This is a genomic window from Nonomuraea monospora (genome assembly GCF_039531895.1).
Taxonomy (GTDB): Bacteria; Actinomycetota; Actinomycetes; order Streptosporangiales; family Streptosporangiaceae; genus Nonomuraea; species Nonomuraea monospora.
In genome coordinates this window covers 49,118-65,528 of the sequence record NZ_BAAAQX010000039.1, presented here as the reverse complement: position 1 = coordinate 65,528, position 16,411 = coordinate 49,118, and the positions used below count along the sequence as shown (strand labels likewise).

Here is a 16,411-nt window from a genome sequence, read left to right as displayed (position 1 = left end):
GGCGCCGCCCCTGCTCAACGGCAGCCTTCGCGGTACGCCAGCCCAGGGACATGGGTCCGCCATTCGGCGGCGGTGAGGGAGCCGCCCGCCCGCCGGCAGATCGCCCGGACGACGCCCGCGGGTCCGATGACGTGCGTGTGCACCTTCCCGTTCAGGTCGAGGGTGACGAGGCCGGCGCCGTCGGCGGTGAAGGCGATCGACTGGAGCTGCCCCGTCTCCGGGTCCTGGCCTCCTCCCGAGTCGCGCAGCGTGCCGAGGCTCGTCCCGGTGACCGGGTCGAACAGCCGCACCCGGCCGTCCGTGGCGCCGACCGCGACGACGTCCTCACGGGGAGAATAGGCGGCGACCGACATCTGGTCGGAGTCGTCGCGGACGACCGGCCCCAGCCGATCACCCGCGGTGCTCCACAGTGTCAGGCGGCCCCGGGAGTCCAGGACCACCACCCGGTCGCCCCGGTGGAGGAAGAAGATCCGGATGCCGAGGGTGTCCCTGCCGCCGACGCCGAAGGGCCCGGTCGCCGGCCGGCCGGTGGCGGCGTCGAGCAGCCGCTGCCCGGCTCCGGCGACGGCCAGCCGCCTGCCGTCGGGAGAGAAGGCCACGTCGTTCGTCTCGGGCAGCGCCGCGTTCCAGAGCTTCCGCCCGGCCTTCCAGTCCCAGGTCTGAACGGTGTCACCGCGTCCCTCGTCCGAGCCGCGCAGGACGAGCGCGAGGCGGGTGCCGTCGGGGCTGAAGCGCACCACGCTGATCTCCGGCTGGCCCGGATCAGGGACGATCTCGCCCAGAACGGCCCGCGAGGCGACGTTCACGATCTTCACCGTGCCCTGGTCCACCGCGGCCAGCAGGCGGCTGTCGTCGCTGAAGTACGCCTCCTCCATCGCGGGCAGCGCGCCCGCGGTCCTGCCGCCGCGCACGTCGCGCAGCCGCGGCCGGTCGCCGGTCTGGATCACCGCGACCTGCCCGCCCGGGGCCAGCGCGCCGAGGCCGATCGAAGCGGACGCAGGGGTGCCGGAGAGGTCGGAGACATCGACGGAGAAGACCCGGTCCTCCACCAGGTAGCGGAACGTCCGGCCGTCGAAGGCGCCTTGGGGCTGCTCGCCGTCGGTGCTCGTGCTGCCCAGCAGTGGCGCCGTGGTGAGGAGCTGGGCGTCGGCCATCCGCCAGAACTGGACCTCGGTGCCGCTGACGGAGGCGAGCAGTTTCCCGTCCCCGCTGACCGTCACCGCGCCGCCGTTCCAGGCTCCTTGGGAGCCGGCGCCGTCCTGGACGCCGATGTCCACGACGGATGCGTCCCCGGCGTGGGTCAGCCGAACCGACTTCTCCCGCGGGGTCGCCTGCCAGGCGCCGTCCGCGCTCGCCACCGTTCCGGCTGCGGAGAGCCGGGTGTGCTCGCCGGTCCCCGGGTTCCACCGGTGTTTCCTGCCGGACACCTGGAGGGTCACCGTCCTGTCGTCCACGCGGACGATCTCCGCCCAGCCGCTGACGAGGTCGAGCGGGCGGTCGAAGACCCAGGTGCCGATGGCCTTCCCGCCGGACAGGTCCCAGGCCCTGACGCGCTTGTCCGTCAGGACGGCGAGCACGCGGCCCGAGGGCGCCAGGGCCACCGCGGCGACCCGGTCCCCTGCCAGCCCGAGCCGCGCGATCCGGCCGGTCCGCTTGCCGGTGCGCACGTCCCACACCTGCGCGGAGTCCTGGCTGACGGCGGCCAGGCGGCGACCGTCGGCGCCGAGGGCCCGGACCGTGTCGCCGGCGCTCATCCGGTCCGTGAACGTCGCCGCCTCGCGACCGGCGAGTGCCGTCGTCAGCGCCGCCCTGGTCTGCGGCGTGCGGTCCAGGCTCCACGCCGCCACGCTCAGCCGCATCGCCAGCATCGGGTCGGTGAGGCGTGCCTGCTGGGCGAGCCCGGTCAGCCGGGTCGCCTCCGACCTGGTGAGCGCCGCGGTGACCTCCTCGGCGCGCCGATCGGCGACCGCTCCCTGCTGTACGGCCAGCCCGCCGGCCACCAGCGAGATCACCAGCAGGCCGCCGAGGCTGAGCGACACCAGCCGGGCCCGTCTGGCGCCGCGGCCGGCCAGGTCGGCGCTCGCCTGCAGAAAGCTCTGCTCCATCGGGGTCAGCGTGATGTTGCGCCGCGCATTGGCCGCCCATCGCAGGGCGCCCTCCAGGTTGCCGCCCCGGAACAGGTCGCCGTCGCGCCGGCCGGCCCGGTCCCAGCGGCGCGCCGCCGTGAGGATCTCCCGGTGCACCGCCAGCCCGTCGCGGTTGCCGTCGATCCAGCGCCGGTACCGGGGCCAGGCGCGCGGCAGCGCGGGCCTGGCCAGCCAGACCTCCTCCTCTCCCCCGGTCAGGAGGTAGCCGAACACGTCCAGGATCCGGCGGATCGCCGCCGCCTCGGGCTGTGATCTTCCCTGCAGCAGCTCGTCCCGGCCCGCCCGCCGTCCGGTCAGCTCGCCGTGCTCGTCCACGGTGACCAGCCGCAGGAACACCTCGGCGGCCAGCTCCCGCTCGGCCGGGCCGAGCATCGCGTACGCCTCCTCCGCCAGCGCCCCCAGCGCGGGATCGGCGGCGGGCACGGCGATCCGGGTGGCCTCGCGGCCGCCCTCGGCGAGCAGCGTGGCGGTGTCCAGCCGCCCGCCGCCGCTGACCAGGGCGAGCAGCAGCTCGCGGGAGGACGGCCGGTCGAGCGGATCCTTGGCCAGCGCGGCGGCCACCAGCGGCTGCAGCGACGGCGGCAGCACCCCGAAGTCGGGGCTGGCCGACAACACGCGGTGCATCACCCCGCCCAGGCTCTCGGCCTGGAACGAGTCGACGCCGGTGGCCGCGAACATGATGATGCCGCCCCAGGCGAACACGTCCGCCGGCGCGCCCGCCCGCTGCCCGGTGAACACCTCCGGCGCCATGTACGTGGGCGTGCCCGACACCAGGCCGGTCTCGGTGAGCGACATCTCCGCCGTCCGTGAGATGCCGAAGTCGATCACCCGGGGACCGTCCGGCCCGAGCAGCACGTTGTCCGGCTTGAGATCGCGATGGATCACCCCGGCGTCGTGGACGGCGGTCAGGGCGGTGGCGATGGCGGTGGCCAGCCGGTGCAGGTCGCCGCCCGCGAACCGGCGGCCCCCGGCCACGACCTGGCGCAGGCTCGGCCCTTCGACGTACTCGCTGACGATGTACGGGCGGGGCCCCTCCAACTGGGCGTCGAGCACCCGGGCGGTGCAGAACGAGGCCACCCGCTGCGCGGCCGTCGCCTCCCTGCCCAGCTGGGCGGCCTGGTCGCTGTGCAGGACCTTGATCGCGACGCGCCTGGCGTCCTCGGTGTAGGCCTCGTAGACCACGCCCTGGCCGCCCGCGCCCAGCCGCCCCGCCAGCCAGTACGGCCCCAGCCGCTGCGGATCACCGTCCAGCAGTGCCGTCGCCATGCATCACCCCTTCGGTCATGATTTCGCGTGATTCGATGCGCGCCGTCTGCATAAAGTTCAAGGCAGGACGATTCGGTCGTACGGGAGTGCGGGTTCACGCGCAGAACAGGCGAGCACGCGACTCATCAACCCGGCGATCCAGGGGTGCTCTCGGTGCGCGTCCTTCGGCTGAGCCGGGCTCAGGGCACCCTGGCCGCCATGGATGCGGCGGCCAGGGCCTTGATCTGGGGCGCGTCGTCCGCGAGGAGGAACCCCTCGGCGACGGCGTCATCGGTGGCGGCCTCGAAGGCGGGCAGGTAGCCGTCGCCGTACAGGCGGTCCAGGACGGCCGGGGAGAACGGGACGGTCAGGCCGAAGAGCCTGCCCAGGACGCCGTCGTCCGGGCTGATTCCGGTCAGTACGGCGGTGGGCACCTCCATCCACGGCGTGCGGACGCCGCCGAGCGCGTTGCCTAGGTCGTCCCGCTCCAGCGCGGGGCCGGGCACGGTGGCCAGCGGGGGCGCTTGCGGCGGCACGACGTCCTCGCGCACCCACTGGTCGAGCCGTCGGATCGCGGCCTTGGCGACGTAGTGGTGCTGGGGGCCGGAGTTGGCCAGGTGCCGCAGGTCCATGCCGATCACGTGGGCGGTCGGGGCCAGCGCGGCGGCCAGTTCCGTGGGGGTGGCGCGGGTGAGGTCGAGGCGGCCGGTGGTGTTGAGGTAGGTGTCGGCGTGCGCGGCGCCGGCGAGCTCCCACACGCGCAGGTTCGGCCCGTCGGGCCGCCTGGCGCCCGCGTACCCGGCCGTGATCACGTCGGTCTCCGTCACCAGGGCGAGGACCGGCACTCGCGGGTCGGCGCGGAAGGGCACCGGCGTTCCAGCGAGATCTGCCGTCGCCGGCCGCCGCGACGGCACGAGGGCCGGGGCGATGCCGATGCGGCAGTGCGGCAGGAACCCGTCGTACACCTGGGCGATCGGGTCGACCTCGTTGATGTAGGTGGTCAGCATGTAGGCGCCCAGCGACATCCCGGCCGCGATGAGCCGCGCGCCGGGGAACAGCTCGCGGATGGCCATCCCGGCCTGGGAGAAGATGTCGTAGGAGAAGTCGTCGCCGGGGTGGTCGAGCATTCCGTACCGTTCGGGGTTCGACGCCTTGAGCCCGCCCGGGGCAGGCCCGTCCACGGGGTGCACGCTGCCGGTGACCCCTAGGCACTGGGCCGACACCCCGGCCCACACCGTGCCGCTTCGTAACAGCTCGCTGTGGATGTACTGCCATTCCACGCCGGCGTCCATGAACGACGAGACGTTGAACCACTCGACCACCACGGTGCCGCTGAGGTGTGCGGGTCTGCGTATCAGAATCCGGGTCACGTACGGGGCCGCTTCGTCGGCGTACGAGGCGGCCGTGCCGCGCAGCAGGTACTCCTCCTCGGTGTAGCCCGTGGCGAGGCCGCGGGCGACCTCGATGGCCTGGCCGTCGGGGCAACGTTCGAGATTCATGGCATGTCTCCTGCCGTCTCAGGCATGTCAGGACGTCCCTGACGCCTCCAGGAGTGTCAGCCTGCCCCTGACGCCCCATGATGTCAAGGACGGCCTGACACGGTGATCACGTGAAGCAAGAGGTCATACCGCGGAGGCCCCTCAGAGGTGGGGTCAGGCATTCGCCCGGCGGAGGCGTTCGGCTGCCTGTGCCCGCAGCGCATCGCCGCCCGCCGATGAGCCGCCGCACAGGGCCATCTCCCGCGCGTTGTACGCAGCCATCCACACGCCGGCCGCCCACGCGACCTCCAGCTCCACGGGCGTGAACACGTGCTGCCGAAAGTCCTGGTAAGCCGCCAGGAACGCCTCAGAGCTCTCGATCGGCGCCAATGTCGGCGGCCCGGCACTGGCGAACGACCCGCTCGCCGCTCCCACCAGCGCCGCCTCCGGCTGCCACGCCAGGCTGTCCCAGTCGTGCACCGCCCACAGCCGCCGGCCCTGCCACCGCAGGTTCTGCGCCTCGAAATCGGCGTGGCCGAGCACGGACGGCAGAGCGGCGGCCAGCAGTCGCCCCCGGGCCCGCTCGGCCGCCTCGACGATGTGCCCGGACACGACACTCTGGTCCAGGTCGTCGAGGAAGCCGATCGCCGGCCACGTGCCGGAACCGGTTCCGTCCCAGCGCACCCAGGGCGGATTCGGCAACGGCGGCGCGACGATCACGTCGGCGAGTTCGGCCATCAGCCGGGCGAACGCCTCCGCGCAACGTACGGCGATGTCCGGCGAGTCCCCGTGCAGCACCTCGCCGCCAGGGCGGTGTTCCTCGGCGTGCACGGCCAGCGCACCGACACCCACCACCGGCGTCAGCGGCCGGGCGCAGGGGAACCCGCGCCCGGCCAGCCGGGCCTGCGCCGCGACGCACGACGCCGCCCGGCCGTCGTCGGCCCGCGCCTTGACGACCACGTCCCGGCCATCGGCCAGCCGCAGACCGAACACCTCCGAGACCTGTCGCGACCGGAACAACACGCCGGTGGGTTCGCCGCCGAGCTGGTCCAGGCACCAAGCCGGCAACCAGTCCGGCAACGCGTCCAGGGGCATGCCCAAGACTGTGCCATGGGCGCCGCCCAACGAGGGGGACAGCGGCTCCGCGTGGGAGAAGAGGCCGACGAGGCACAGCGCAGGCGGCTGCCCTGCGACGAGGGACGGGTATGCACGGGCGGGACGTTCTCACCACCCGGCGTGATCATGAGCGCGACGGCAGTCCCGCGCGGACACTCAACGATCGTGACCGGGCATGCTACGAGTCAACGGCGCCGCGGTCCCGGGCGGCAGAGGGCACGTGCATGGTCAGGCTGAGCAGCGAGCCGCCCCCGGCGTGATGGAGCTCCACCTGGTCGCACAGGCGCTGGATGAGCCACAGCCCGTACCCGCGCGATGCCGCCGGACCGATCCGCGCGCGGGCGAGGTGATCGCGCGTCAGATGGCCGGCCGCGTCCTCGACCTGCACGGTGATGGCTCCAGGACGGGTACGGATGGTGAGCGTGCCGGTGCCGCCGCCGTGGTCGAGCACGTTGGTGATCGCCTCGTTGGCCGCCAGGACCAGGTCGACTAACCGCTCCCCCCGCAGACCGGCGGCCGAGGCCTGCGTGCTGACCAGGGCACGCAGGCGGGCGAGGTCGGCATCGATCGGGTGGCGCAGTACCCGCTCCGTCATCATCGTCGGCCTATCGCAGAAGGTGAGGAGGTGAGGTCGTCCATGGACCTTACTCCGCTGACCTGGCGACAGAGGGTCAAACGTGGGGTGCGATCGGGATCACGAGGTGCGTGCCGCCGGCGCCGGCGAAGACGGTCTGGTCGGCGACGGCGAAGTCTGCCGCCCCCACGGGGTCGGCCATCGTCTGCGGGTTGCGATCGAAGCGGGGATGGTTGGACGAGGCGATCTGCAGGCGGAGCCGATGCCCGGCCGGCACCACGTGGGCGATCGAGCCCAGCGGCAGCCGGTAGGACTCCCGCCGCCCTGGTACGAGCGCGACGGCGTCACCGCCGTGCCGGTAGCGCGCTCGCAGGATGCCGTCGACCAGCCCGACCGACCGGCCGGCCGTGTCGACCTCGGTGAGGCGGGCCGTCCAGTCGCAGTCCTCGGCCGAGGAGGCCGCCTCCAGGTGCAGGACCACCTCGCCGGCGATGGTCAGGCCGGTCTCCAGCGGCGGGGAGGTGAGCACGAGCACGTCGTCGCGTGCCTCGATCGCGGCCTGGTCCTTGGGCCCGGAGTTGCGGGCGACGAGCAGCCCGGGCAGGAACGTCGCCCCGCCGGTGGTCGGCACCGGGTTCGCCGGGTCCGACCGGTAGGTGAGCGCCGCCTGCTCGCCGGCCGGGCCCTGGGTCAGGACGCCGTCCGCGCGCAGCGCCCAGGAGGTGGGCGTGGTGCCGGGCGGCGGCCAGGACGGCAGGTCGTGCCAGGTGTCGGCGCCGGTGAAGAAGATCCGCGCCTTGGGCAGGTCCGGCTCGCGTCCGGCGGCGATCGCGGAGAAGAACTCCAGGTGCGTCGCGGTCAGGTCGAGGGCGCCTGAGCCGGCGTCGTAGCCGTGCCAGCCGTCGCCCTGCCACTCGCTGAGGTTGCCGTGCGACCAGGGGCCGATGACGAGGTACTGGCGGGCTCGCGCTTCCTCGGTCGGCGCGTGCTCGGTGAGCCCGCGGTAGTTGCGCAGGGTGCCGTCGAGGAAGATGTCGTGCCAGCCGCCGATGTGCAGCCCGGCGACGTCCATCCGGCCGTAGGCGCGGGAGGGGTCGATGGCCGCCCAGAAGCCGTCGCGGGACGGGTGCGCCAGCCAGTCCCGCAGGTAGGGCGCGAGCGCTTCGAGCTCCGCCCGCCGCGAGGCGAGCAGGTCCATGGCTCGCCACGGGTTCTCGCGCAGGTCCGCCAGCAGGGCGGCGAGCGCCGCGTCCGGTGGCCGGCGGTCCAGGTCGAGCGGCGCCAGCGACTCGATGATCCACAGCAGGACGAACCCGAGTTGCAGCGCTCCGCCGCGGTAGGTCCAGCTCTCGTAGTAGTCGGAGCTGGTCAGCTGGGGTGCGATGGCGCGCAGGCCCTTCGGCGCGGCGGAGGCGGCCAGCAACTGGGTGGCGCCGATGTAGGAGGCGCCGTACATGAACACCTGGCCGTCGCAGAAGTCCTGCTCCAGCAGCCAGGCGATGGTGTCGGCGCCGTCGGCGGCCTCGTGCGTGAACGGGTCGAAGTCGCCTTCGGAGGCGTACCGGCCGCGCGTGTCCTGCACGACGACGGCGAAACCGGCGTCGAGCGCGCGCACGATCTCCAGCCCGACGATGTGCTGCGCCATGAACGACGATGACTTGTCGTAGGGCATCCGCTCCAGCAGCACGGGAACGGGACCGTCGCGGTCGGGGAGCCAGATGTCGGCACGCAGCAGGACACCGTCGCTCATCGGCACGTCGGCGTCGCGCCGGACGGTGTAGGTCGCGGCGCTCATCGCAGGCCGCTCAGCAGGCTGGCGCGCAGCCGGTCGAAGGCGACCGCGAGGATGAGCAGCGAGCCGGTGGCGACCTGCTGCCAGGACGAGTCGACGTTCATCAGCGTGAGGCCGTTGCTGAGCACGCCCACGATGAGCAGCCCGATGATCGTGCCGAACACTCCCCCGGTGCCGCCCTGGAGGCTGGTGCCGCCGAGGATCACCGCGGTGACAGCGGCCAGTTCCAGCCCGGTGCCCGTGGTGCCGGAGGAGGAGCCGATGAGCGAGGTGTTGAGCAGCCCGGCCAGCGCCATGCACAGCCCGGAGATGACGAAGGCCAGGAACAGGTTGCGCTTGACGCGGATGCCGACCAGGCGGGCGGCGTTCGAGTTGGCGCCGATGGCGTACATCTCCCGCCCGTAGACGGTGAAGCTCATGATCAGCGCGAAGACGACGGCCACGGCGACGAACACCAGGGCCGGGACCGGGAGGTCGAGGAACGGGCGGGCGATGGCCCAGTCGAAGCCGTTCACCGCGATGTTCTGCCCCTCGCCCACGGCGAGGGTGAGCCCGCGGAAGATCGCCAGCGTGCCGAGTGTCGTGATCAGCGCGTTGATGCCGAGCACGTTGACCAGGAAGCCGTTGAGCAACCCGATGGCGACGCCGCCGGCGACCGCGACGAGGACGGCCTGCGCCGTACCGAGATGGGGTTGCAGCTCGACCAGCAGCAGCCCGACGAAGCCGACGCCGCTGCCTACGGACAGGTCGAACTGCCCGGAGACGAGCAGCAGGGTCGCGCCGGCCGCGAGCACGCCGGTGATCGAGATGGCCGTCAGGATGTTCGTCGCGTTGTCCCAGTTGAGGAAGTACGGGGAGTTGGCGGCGAAGAAGACGATCTCCAGGATCAGGAAGACCACCAGCGCGGCGCTGTTGGGGATCTTGGCCAGCGCGGGGAGCCGGCCGGCCGATGGTTCCGGCGTCGCCGGAGGCCCGCCCGCGGCCACCGCGTGCGGCCCGGGAGTGACGGCGCTATCGGACACCGGACTATCGGACACTGAGGGCTCCTCCTGCGGATTCGGTGAGTCGGTCGATGGTGACGTCGGCGCCGTCGAGCACGGCCACGACGCGGCCGCGCACCATGACGGCCGCCTGGTCGGCGACCGCGACGATGTCCTCGTAGTCGGAGGACGCGACGACGACGGCGGTGCCGTCCGCGGCGAGGCGGCGGATCGCCTGGTAGATCTCCTGGCGGGCGCCCACGTCTACGCCGCGGGTGGGCTCCGCCAGCACCAGCACGCGGGAGCCGCACTCCAGCCAGCGGGCGAGCAGGACCTTCTGCTGGTTGCCGCCCGACAGGGTGCCGATGCGCTGGTCGGGGTCGTCGCGTGAGCGGACGGACAGCGCGTCGTGCCAGCGCCGGTAGGCCCGCGACTCCCGCGCCCGCGTCATCAGGCCGCCGCGCCCGGCCAGCCGCCGCCAGCTCGGGGCGGCCAGGTTCTCGGCCACCGACCGGCCGGGCAGCACGGCCTGGCCCTGCCGGTCAGGCGGCAGGAAGCCGATGCCGTGGCGGATCGCGTCCGCCGGCGTGCGCAGGCGGACGGCCCTGCCGTCGAGACGGAGTTCGCCGGCGGCGAGTCCGCGCATGCCGAACAGTGTCTCGGCCACCTCGGAGACGCCGGAGCCGATCTTGCCGTACAGGCCGACCACGGTGCCGGGCACGGCCGGTAGCGACACGCCGGCGAAGTTGTCCCCGGACGCCTCGTGCAGGGTCAGCACCGCCTCGGCTCGCTGAGCGTGCTCGCCGGCCGGCTCGACGAACCGGCGGGCGGCGACGGCCCTGCCCACCATGGCTTCCACCAGGTCGGCCGTCGTGACCTCGGCGACCGGCCGGTCGAGTGAGATGCGGCCGTCGCGCAGCACGCAGGCCCGGTCGGCGATGCGGAAGACCTCGTCGAGCCGGTGCGTGATGTAGACGATCGCCACGCCGGCCTCGCGCAGGCCCGCGATCAGCTCGAACAGCCGCCCGGCCTCGACGTCGGACAGCGCCGCCGTCGGCTCGTCGAACAGCAGGCACCGGCTCTCCCCCGCCAGGGCGCGGGCGATCTCGACGATCTGCCGCTCGCCCAGCCGCAGCCGGCTGACCGGGCGGTTCAGCGGGATCTCCGCACGCAGCCTGGCCAGCGACTCGGCGGCGCGGCGGTGCGTCTCCTTGCGGCTCACCACGCCCAGCCGCCGGGGCCAGGCGCCGAGCACGACGTTCTCGGCGACGGTCATGGTGCCGGCGTCGGCGATCTCCTGCGAGATGAGGCGGATGCCCGCGGCGCGGGCGCCGGCCACGGAGCCGAACCGGCTGCGCCGGCCGCCGATGAGGATCTCGCCGCCGTCGGCGTCGTGGTCACCGGCCAGGATCTTGACGAACGTGCTCTTGCCGGCGCCGTTCTCGCCCAGCAGGGCCACCACCGAGCCGGCTTCGGCGGTGAAGTCGATGCCGTGCAGCACCTTGACGGGGCCGAAGGACTTGGTGATGCCGGAGGTCTTCAGGAAGGGCATCGGGGCGCTCCTAGCAGGCGTACGCGGGGTAGTGCTGCTTGACCGTCTCCTTGGTGACGAACTCGTGCGGCACCAGGAGCTCGGCCGGCAGCTTCTCGCCCTTCATCGCCTTGATCAGGTTCGGCACGAGGAGCTGGCCGTACTTCTCCGGGAAGTAGGCGACGCTGCCGAGCCAGTGCGGGGCGGTGTAGATGACGCAGTTCTTCGGGTTGAGGTTCTGCACGCCGAGGTACAGGTCGTCGGTCCGGTTCTGGACGCGGGCGGCGGCCAGCGCGCCGATGATGACGTCCTCGTTGATGCCCACGACGATCACGTGCTTGGCGCCTGGCAGGGCGGTCAGCGTGTCGGTCATCAGCCGCTGCGCCGGCTCGCTCAGGCCGCCCGGCCCGGTGTCGAGGGTGCGCAGGTTCCTGACGGCGCCGCAGACGCTCTCGAAGCCCTTGCGGATGCCGCCCATCCGCAGCTCGTTGACCTGGCCCACGGCCTTGGACTCCAGCGAGACGAACGCGTCGTACTCACAGTCGTTCTGCTGGGCGAAGTAGAGGCCGACGTTGTAGCCGACGAGCTGCCCGGCGTACTCGTTGGCGGCGCCCACGAATGTCGTCTGGCACGGCTTCTGCTCGATGTCCACGGCCAGCACCGGCACTGGCGGGCCCGCCTCGCAGATGCGCGGAGCGGCGTTGGCGTCGGCCTGGAAGGTGATCAGGCCTTTGACGCCCTGGGTCTTGAACTGCTTGGCGCAGTCCAGGGCCACGGCCGCGTCGGCCTTGGAGTCGCAGGTGATCAGCTTGGCGCCGGCCTTGCGCGCCTGCTCCTCGACGCTGCGCTGGACGTCCTGGGGGAATCCGACCGACAGGTTGAGCTGGGTGAAGCCGATGGTCAGGCCGTCCCCGCTGCCGGGGGCCGCGTCCTCGAACTTCGCGACGCCCGCCGGCGCGACCGGCGGCGGCGCGCTGGTGCGTGCTCCCCCGCCGCCGGCCGTGGTCGTGCCCGGCTCCTCGCCGCCGCCGCCGCACGCGGCCAGCGTGGCCGCGAGCACGAGGGACGCCGCGGCGGCGGCGACTGCCCGCGCCCGACTCCTTACCAACATGGATCCTCCAGTGCGTGATGATGCGCCGGTCGCCGCCCGGGGTATCGTGATCGATCCGGGGCTGACCAGGGCCGGCGTGGTTCCGGCACGTTGGGGAAACCATCACGCAACACGGCGTTCACCTCCACCCGACGCCCGTCGGGTATCGCCCGACAGTTGTCGGGTGCAGGGCGGCGGCTCGACCGGGACAATGGGCACCATGACAGACACGGGCAGCGCTCCCGCGCGGGTGACCGGACCGCCCCCGCCCTTCGACGCCGAGCTCGCCGCCGGGCTGGCCGTCGTCCAGGGCGGCGCGCCGGTGACGCTGACCCCGGACCTGATCGGCGCCCTGCGCACCGGCCACGTCGCCGCCCACGAGGTGGACGACGACGGCCTGCGCAGGGGCGGCGCCTACACCTTCGCCGACCATGTCGTGCCCGGACCGCCCGGCGCACCCGACGTGACCGTGCTGGTCTGCACTCCGGCAGCCGCGGGCGCGCCCGCCCCGGTGATCTACCACATCCACGACGGCGGCATGGTCGCCGGCACGCGCCGGTCGGGCATGACGCCGATGCTGGACCTCGCCGAGCCGCACGGCGCGATCGTGGTCTCCGTGGAGTACCGCCTGGCGCCGGAGCATCACCACCCCGCCCAGGTGGAGGACTGCTACGCCGCCTTGAGCTGGATCGCCGGGAACTCCGGCGCGCTCGGCGCCGACACCGGGCGCATCGTGATCGCGGGCGTCAGCGCCGGCGGCGGCCTGGCGGCGGCGGTCACGCTGCTGGCCCGCGACCGCGAGGGCCCCGCTCTGTACGGCCAGTTGCTCGGCTACCCGATGCTGGACGACCGCAACGACAGCTACTCCACGATCCAGATGCGCGGGTTCGGCGTCTGGGACCAGACCTCGAACGAGACCGGATGGCGGGCCATGCTGGGCGCGGCCCACGGCGGCGCGGACGTCTCACCGTACGCCGCTCCCGCGCGGGCCACCGACCTGTCCGGGCTGCCGCCCGCCTACATCGACGTGGGCTCGGCCGAGATCTTCCGCGACGAGGCCATCGCGTACGCCGACCGGATCTGGCAGGCCGGCGGCGACGCCGAGCTGCACGTCTGGCCGGGCGGTTTCCACGCCTTCGACGCCTGGATGCCGCAGGCCGCGCTGTCCCAGGCCCTGACCCGTGCCCGGCAGGACTGGCTGCGCCGCCTGCTGGCGACCTGAGCCGCAACGAAACACCATGGAGCCATGAGAGAGCTGGTCGGCCGCCTGGAGGCGCTGGACCCGGATGCCGGGGCCGCGCTGCGGGTCATCACGTACTTCGACCAGCTCATCGAGCGCCGGGCCGGGCTGGAGAACGTGGTCAGGGGCGCCGCCGTGCTGTCCGGGCATCCCGCCGTGCTCATCGACACCGAGCGCGGCCTCAGGATCCGCGTGACACCTGACGGCGCACGCACCGAACAGTCTCCGGCCACGCTCCCGGCCGAGTGGTGCCGGCTGACCGTCGACTCGCACATCACCGTCTTCCTGGAGCATCCTGGGCCGGCCGGGCCGGTCGAGGCGATGGTGCTCGAACGCACCGCGATGGCGGCCCGCACGATCCTGGACCGCACCCGCAGCCGCGCCCGGCCGCGCCCGCACCACGACGCCGAGCTGGTGGAGGTGCTGCTGGACGCCTCAGCGCCGGTCGAGGACCGCTGTCACGCCGCCAAGTCGCTGGGTCTGAGCCGGTCGGCGCCCGCACAGGTGATCGCCGGATTGGACGGCTCGCTGCAGGTCATCGCCGCCACCGCGGACGCGCTGCCGGACGGCCCGCGGGCCGGCGTCGGTCCCGCCGTGCCCCTGCTGGAGCTGCCGCAGACGGTCGCCGCGGCGCGGGCGGCGGCGCGCTTCACCGCCGACGGCACCCCCGCCGATCCGGGACCGCGGGTCGTCCACGCCGAGGACCTCGGCGGCCTGATCATGCTGGTGGCCGCGGTGGACGCCGGGCTCGGGGCCGGCCCCGACCTCGCGGCGGTGGAGCGGACGGCGGCGGCGGCCCCGTGGATGCCGGCGACCCTGGACCTGCTGGCCGGCGGGGCCAGCCTGCGCACGTCCGCCGCGGTGTTGCGGGTGCACCACTCGACCCTGCACGAGCGGATGGCCCAGGCCGAGCGGCTGCTCGGCTGGTCCCTGCGCGAGCAGCCCGGCCGGTTGCGGCTCACCGTCGCTCTCATGCTGCGCCGGCTGCACCGCAACACGGCGGCGAACCCCGTCCAGGGTGGACAGGCCGGTGAGTCGCACCGGCCTGTCCACTAGCGTTTGAACAGGCGTGGCGCCAAGTCGATGAGGTTCTTCTGCCACACGTCCCAGCCGTGCGGCCCCGGGGTGACACCGTCGAACTCGTAGCGGATGCCGAGCTGGTTCAAGGTGGTCAGGGAGGTCATGAACGCCGGGTGGACGAAGTCCGTCTGGTCGCCCACGTACAGGCGCAGCAGCTTGGTGCCGTTGTTGATCGCCTCGGCGTCGACGCCGGCGTCGCTGCCGAACCATGCCGAGAACACCGCGACGTAGCCGAACCGTCCGGGGAAGGCCTTGAGCACGCCGAACGTCTGCGCGCCTCCCAGGGAAAGCCCGGCGAGGGCCTGCTGCGCGGGGTCGCCGGAGACGTGGTAGCGGGCGCGGGCCGCCGGAACGACGTTCTCCAGCAGTTCCTTGTTGAAGTCGGGCACGTTGCCGTTGGCCATCACGACCACCATCGGCACCAGGTTCCCGTCGAGGAAGTGGTGGTCGAGGATCTGTTTGGCGCGTCCCATCTCGACCCAGTCCGTGTGGTTCTGGCCGCCGCCGTGCTGGAGGTAGAAGACGGGGTACGGCTGCGCGCGGTCCGGGTCGTAGCCCGGCGGGGTCCAGACCAGGGCGGTGCGGTCCTGGTTCGTCACGCTGCTCCGGTACGTCATGCTCTCGACCTTGCCGCCCTTATCGGCGGGAACGTCCGTGAGCAGGCGCGCCTTGGGCCCGTTGACGAGGAAGGTGCTCCAGTTCGGTTCGGTGGTCACCTTCGTCGGGTTCGACGCGTCCTTGACCGGGACCCCGTCCACGAACCACTGGTAGTAGTAGAACCACGGGTCGAGTGGGCCCATGGTGACCCGCCACCGGTCGCCGTGCCGGGTCATCGGGACGCGCAGCCAACTGCCGTTGCGGCCGTTGTTCGCCCACACCGTGACGCGCTGGGCAGCGGTGAACGCGGTCGTGGTCTCGAAGGTGACGAAGCCGTCCTCGGTCACGAACGGGGTGGGGGTGGTGCCGGGCGCCGGTGGGGCGAACTCGCCCTTCAGCGGCCGGTGACCGGCGCTCGGGCCGTGGTCGCGGACCTTGCGGAACAGCCGCGGCACGAAGTCGATCAGGTTCTCCTGCCAGGCGTTCCAGTTCGCGCCGGCGTCCGGGTTGACGCCGTCGAACTCGTACCTGACACGGGCGCGGTCCAGCGTTCTCGTCAGGCGGTTGGTGGCGTTGTAGGCGGGGTCGGTCACGTTCCCCGTGTACAGGCGCAGCAGCTCGACGTGGTGGCCGGTCACCTTGACGTCGGTGAGGAGACCCGAGAACGAGCCGGCGTAGGCGAATTGTCCCGGGCGGGTCAGCGCGGTGCGCAGCGCCTGCGACCCGCCCTCGGCCACCCCGGCGATCGCCTGACGCGCCGGGTCGCGGTGGACACGGTAACGGCCGGCGACCGCCTTCCGGAGGGTTTGCGGATCGTCACCGTCGCTGATCACGACCACCATCGGCTCCATGGCCTTCTGGAGCGACAGGTTGTCGAGGATCTGCCGGGCCCTGCCGAGGTCGAGCCAGTCGGTGGCGCTCCAGCCGCCGCCGGACTGCAGGTACAGCACGGGATGGGTCTTCCTGGCCGAGTACCCCGGGGGCGTCCAGACCTGGGCCTTGCTCCCGGCTCCGTAGGTCAGGGTCTCGATCTTGCCGCCCTGTCCCTCGGGCGCGTCGGCCAGCAGGCGGGCGGCGTCGCCCGGCACGAGGAAGGTGCTCCAGAGCGGCTTGGACGCCACCGCGGTGCCGCTGGTCGGGTCCTTGAGCCCCTTGGTCTCATCGCCGGTGACCTGGTAGGAGTACAGCCCGGGCCTGAGCGGGCCGAGAACTCCTGACCAGACGTCGCCCCGGCGGGTCAGACCGTACTCCGCCCAGGCGGAGGAGGGGCCGAAGTTCCCCTCGATGGCGAGTTGCGACACCGGGCCCACGGCGGCCTCGACGGCGGCCGCCGGGACGCTGAAGGTCGCGAAGCCGTCCTGCGAGAGGCTCAGCCACGGCGCGTCCGCGGACGCCTGCGGCTCCGATGCGAGCAGCGCCGCCGCGGACGCCGGCGGCCCCGGCGCGAGCAGCGCCGCCGCGATCGCCATCACTCCGGCGGCGATCGTCGCCACCAGCCGGCGCCCGCCCTGGTTGCGTAAGAATGGCATGCGAGAACTCTC

General features: G+C 72.9%; 11 protein-coding genes. 2 read left to right on the top strand and 9 right to left on the bottom strand.

The genetic code is table 11. The annotated features are described in order from the left end of the window. Window positions 1-14: 14 nt before the first annotated feature. The 8 genes from ABD331_RS47985 to ABD331_RS47950 form a co-directional block, all read right to left on the bottom strand. A complete protein-coding gene (locus ABD331_RS47985; protein ID WP_344491373.1) occupies window positions 15-3,413 on the bottom strand; it encodes a protein kinase domain-containing protein in 3,399 nt (1,132 codons plus the stop codon). Window positions 3,414-3,592: 179 nt separating this feature from the next. Beyond that, window positions 3,593-4,891, bottom strand: coding sequence for an alpha/beta hydrolase domain-containing protein (locus ABD331_RS47980; protein ID WP_344491370.1), 1,299 nt, complete (start codon window positions 4,889-4,891; stop codon window positions 3,593-3,595). A 153-nt stretch (window positions 4,892-5,044) separates the two neighbouring features. Continuing rightward, window positions 5,045-5,965: a phosphotransferase gene (locus ABD331_RS47975; RefSeq protein ID WP_344491367.1), complete on the bottom strand. Its 921-nt coding sequence runs from the start codon at window positions 5,963-5,965 to the stop codon at window positions 5,045-5,047. 199 nt (window positions 5,966-6,164) lie between these two features. Further along, entirely contained in the window at window positions 6,165-6,581 is a 417-nt protein-coding gene (locus tag ABD331_RS47970; RefSeq protein ID WP_344491364.1) for an ATP-binding protein, read from the bottom strand. Between the two features lie 76 nt (window positions 6,582-6,657). Next, on the bottom strand, window positions 6,658-8,355 hold the full coding sequence (locus ABD331_RS47965; RefSeq protein ID WP_344491361.1) for a CocE/NonD family hydrolase: 1,698 nt from the start codon (window positions 8,353-8,355) through the stop codon (window positions 6,658-6,660). Then, window positions 8,352-9,374, bottom strand: coding sequence for an ABC transporter permease (locus tag ABD331_RS47960; RefSeq protein ID WP_344491358.1), 1,023 nt, complete (start codon window positions 9,372-9,374; stop codon window positions 8,352-8,354). The genes ABD331_RS47965 and ABD331_RS47960 overlap by 4 nt, the downstream gene beginning before the upstream one ends. A 4-nt stretch (window positions 9,375-9,378) precedes the next feature. Continuing rightward, window positions 9,379-10,884 (bottom strand): sugar ABC transporter ATP-binding protein, encoded by a 1,506-nt coding sequence (locus ABD331_RS47955; protein ID WP_344491355.1) that lies wholly within the window; start codon window positions 10,882-10,884, stop codon window positions 9,379-9,381. Between the two features lie 10 nt (window positions 10,885-10,894). Beyond that, window positions 10,895-11,974 (bottom strand): sugar ABC transporter substrate-binding protein, encoded by a 1,080-nt coding sequence (locus ABD331_RS47950; RefSeq protein ID WP_344491352.1) that lies wholly within the window; start codon window positions 11,972-11,974, stop codon window positions 10,895-10,897. Window positions 11,975-12,173: 199 nt separating this feature from the next. Between ABD331_RS47950 and ABD331_RS47945 the strand changes: the two genes are divergently transcribed. Together ABD331_RS47945 and ABD331_RS47940 are read left to right on the top strand one after the other, a co-directional pair. Beyond that, window positions 12,174-13,175 carry an alpha/beta hydrolase gene (locus tag ABD331_RS47945; protein ID WP_344491349.1) on the top strand — a complete coding sequence of 334 codons (1,002 nt, stop codon included), beginning with the start codon at window positions 12,174-12,176 and terminating at the stop codon, window positions 13,173-13,175. 24 nt (window positions 13,176-13,199) lie between these two features. Next, complete coding sequence (locus tag ABD331_RS47940) at window positions 13,200-14,249, top strand: helix-turn-helix domain-containing protein (protein WP_344491346.1); 1,050 nt, start codon at window positions 13,200-13,202, stop codon at window positions 14,247-14,249. Here ABD331_RS47940 and ABD331_RS47935 read toward each other — a convergent pair. Then, the gene (locus ABD331_RS47935; protein WP_344491343.1) at window positions 14,246-16,399 is read right to left on the bottom strand and encodes an alpha/beta hydrolase-fold protein; all 2,154 of its coding nucleotides are present in this window, start codon (window positions 16,397-16,399) and stop codon (window positions 14,246-14,248) included. The genes ABD331_RS47940 and ABD331_RS47935 overlap by 4 nt on opposite strands. Window positions 16,400-16,411: the final 12 nt, after the last annotated feature.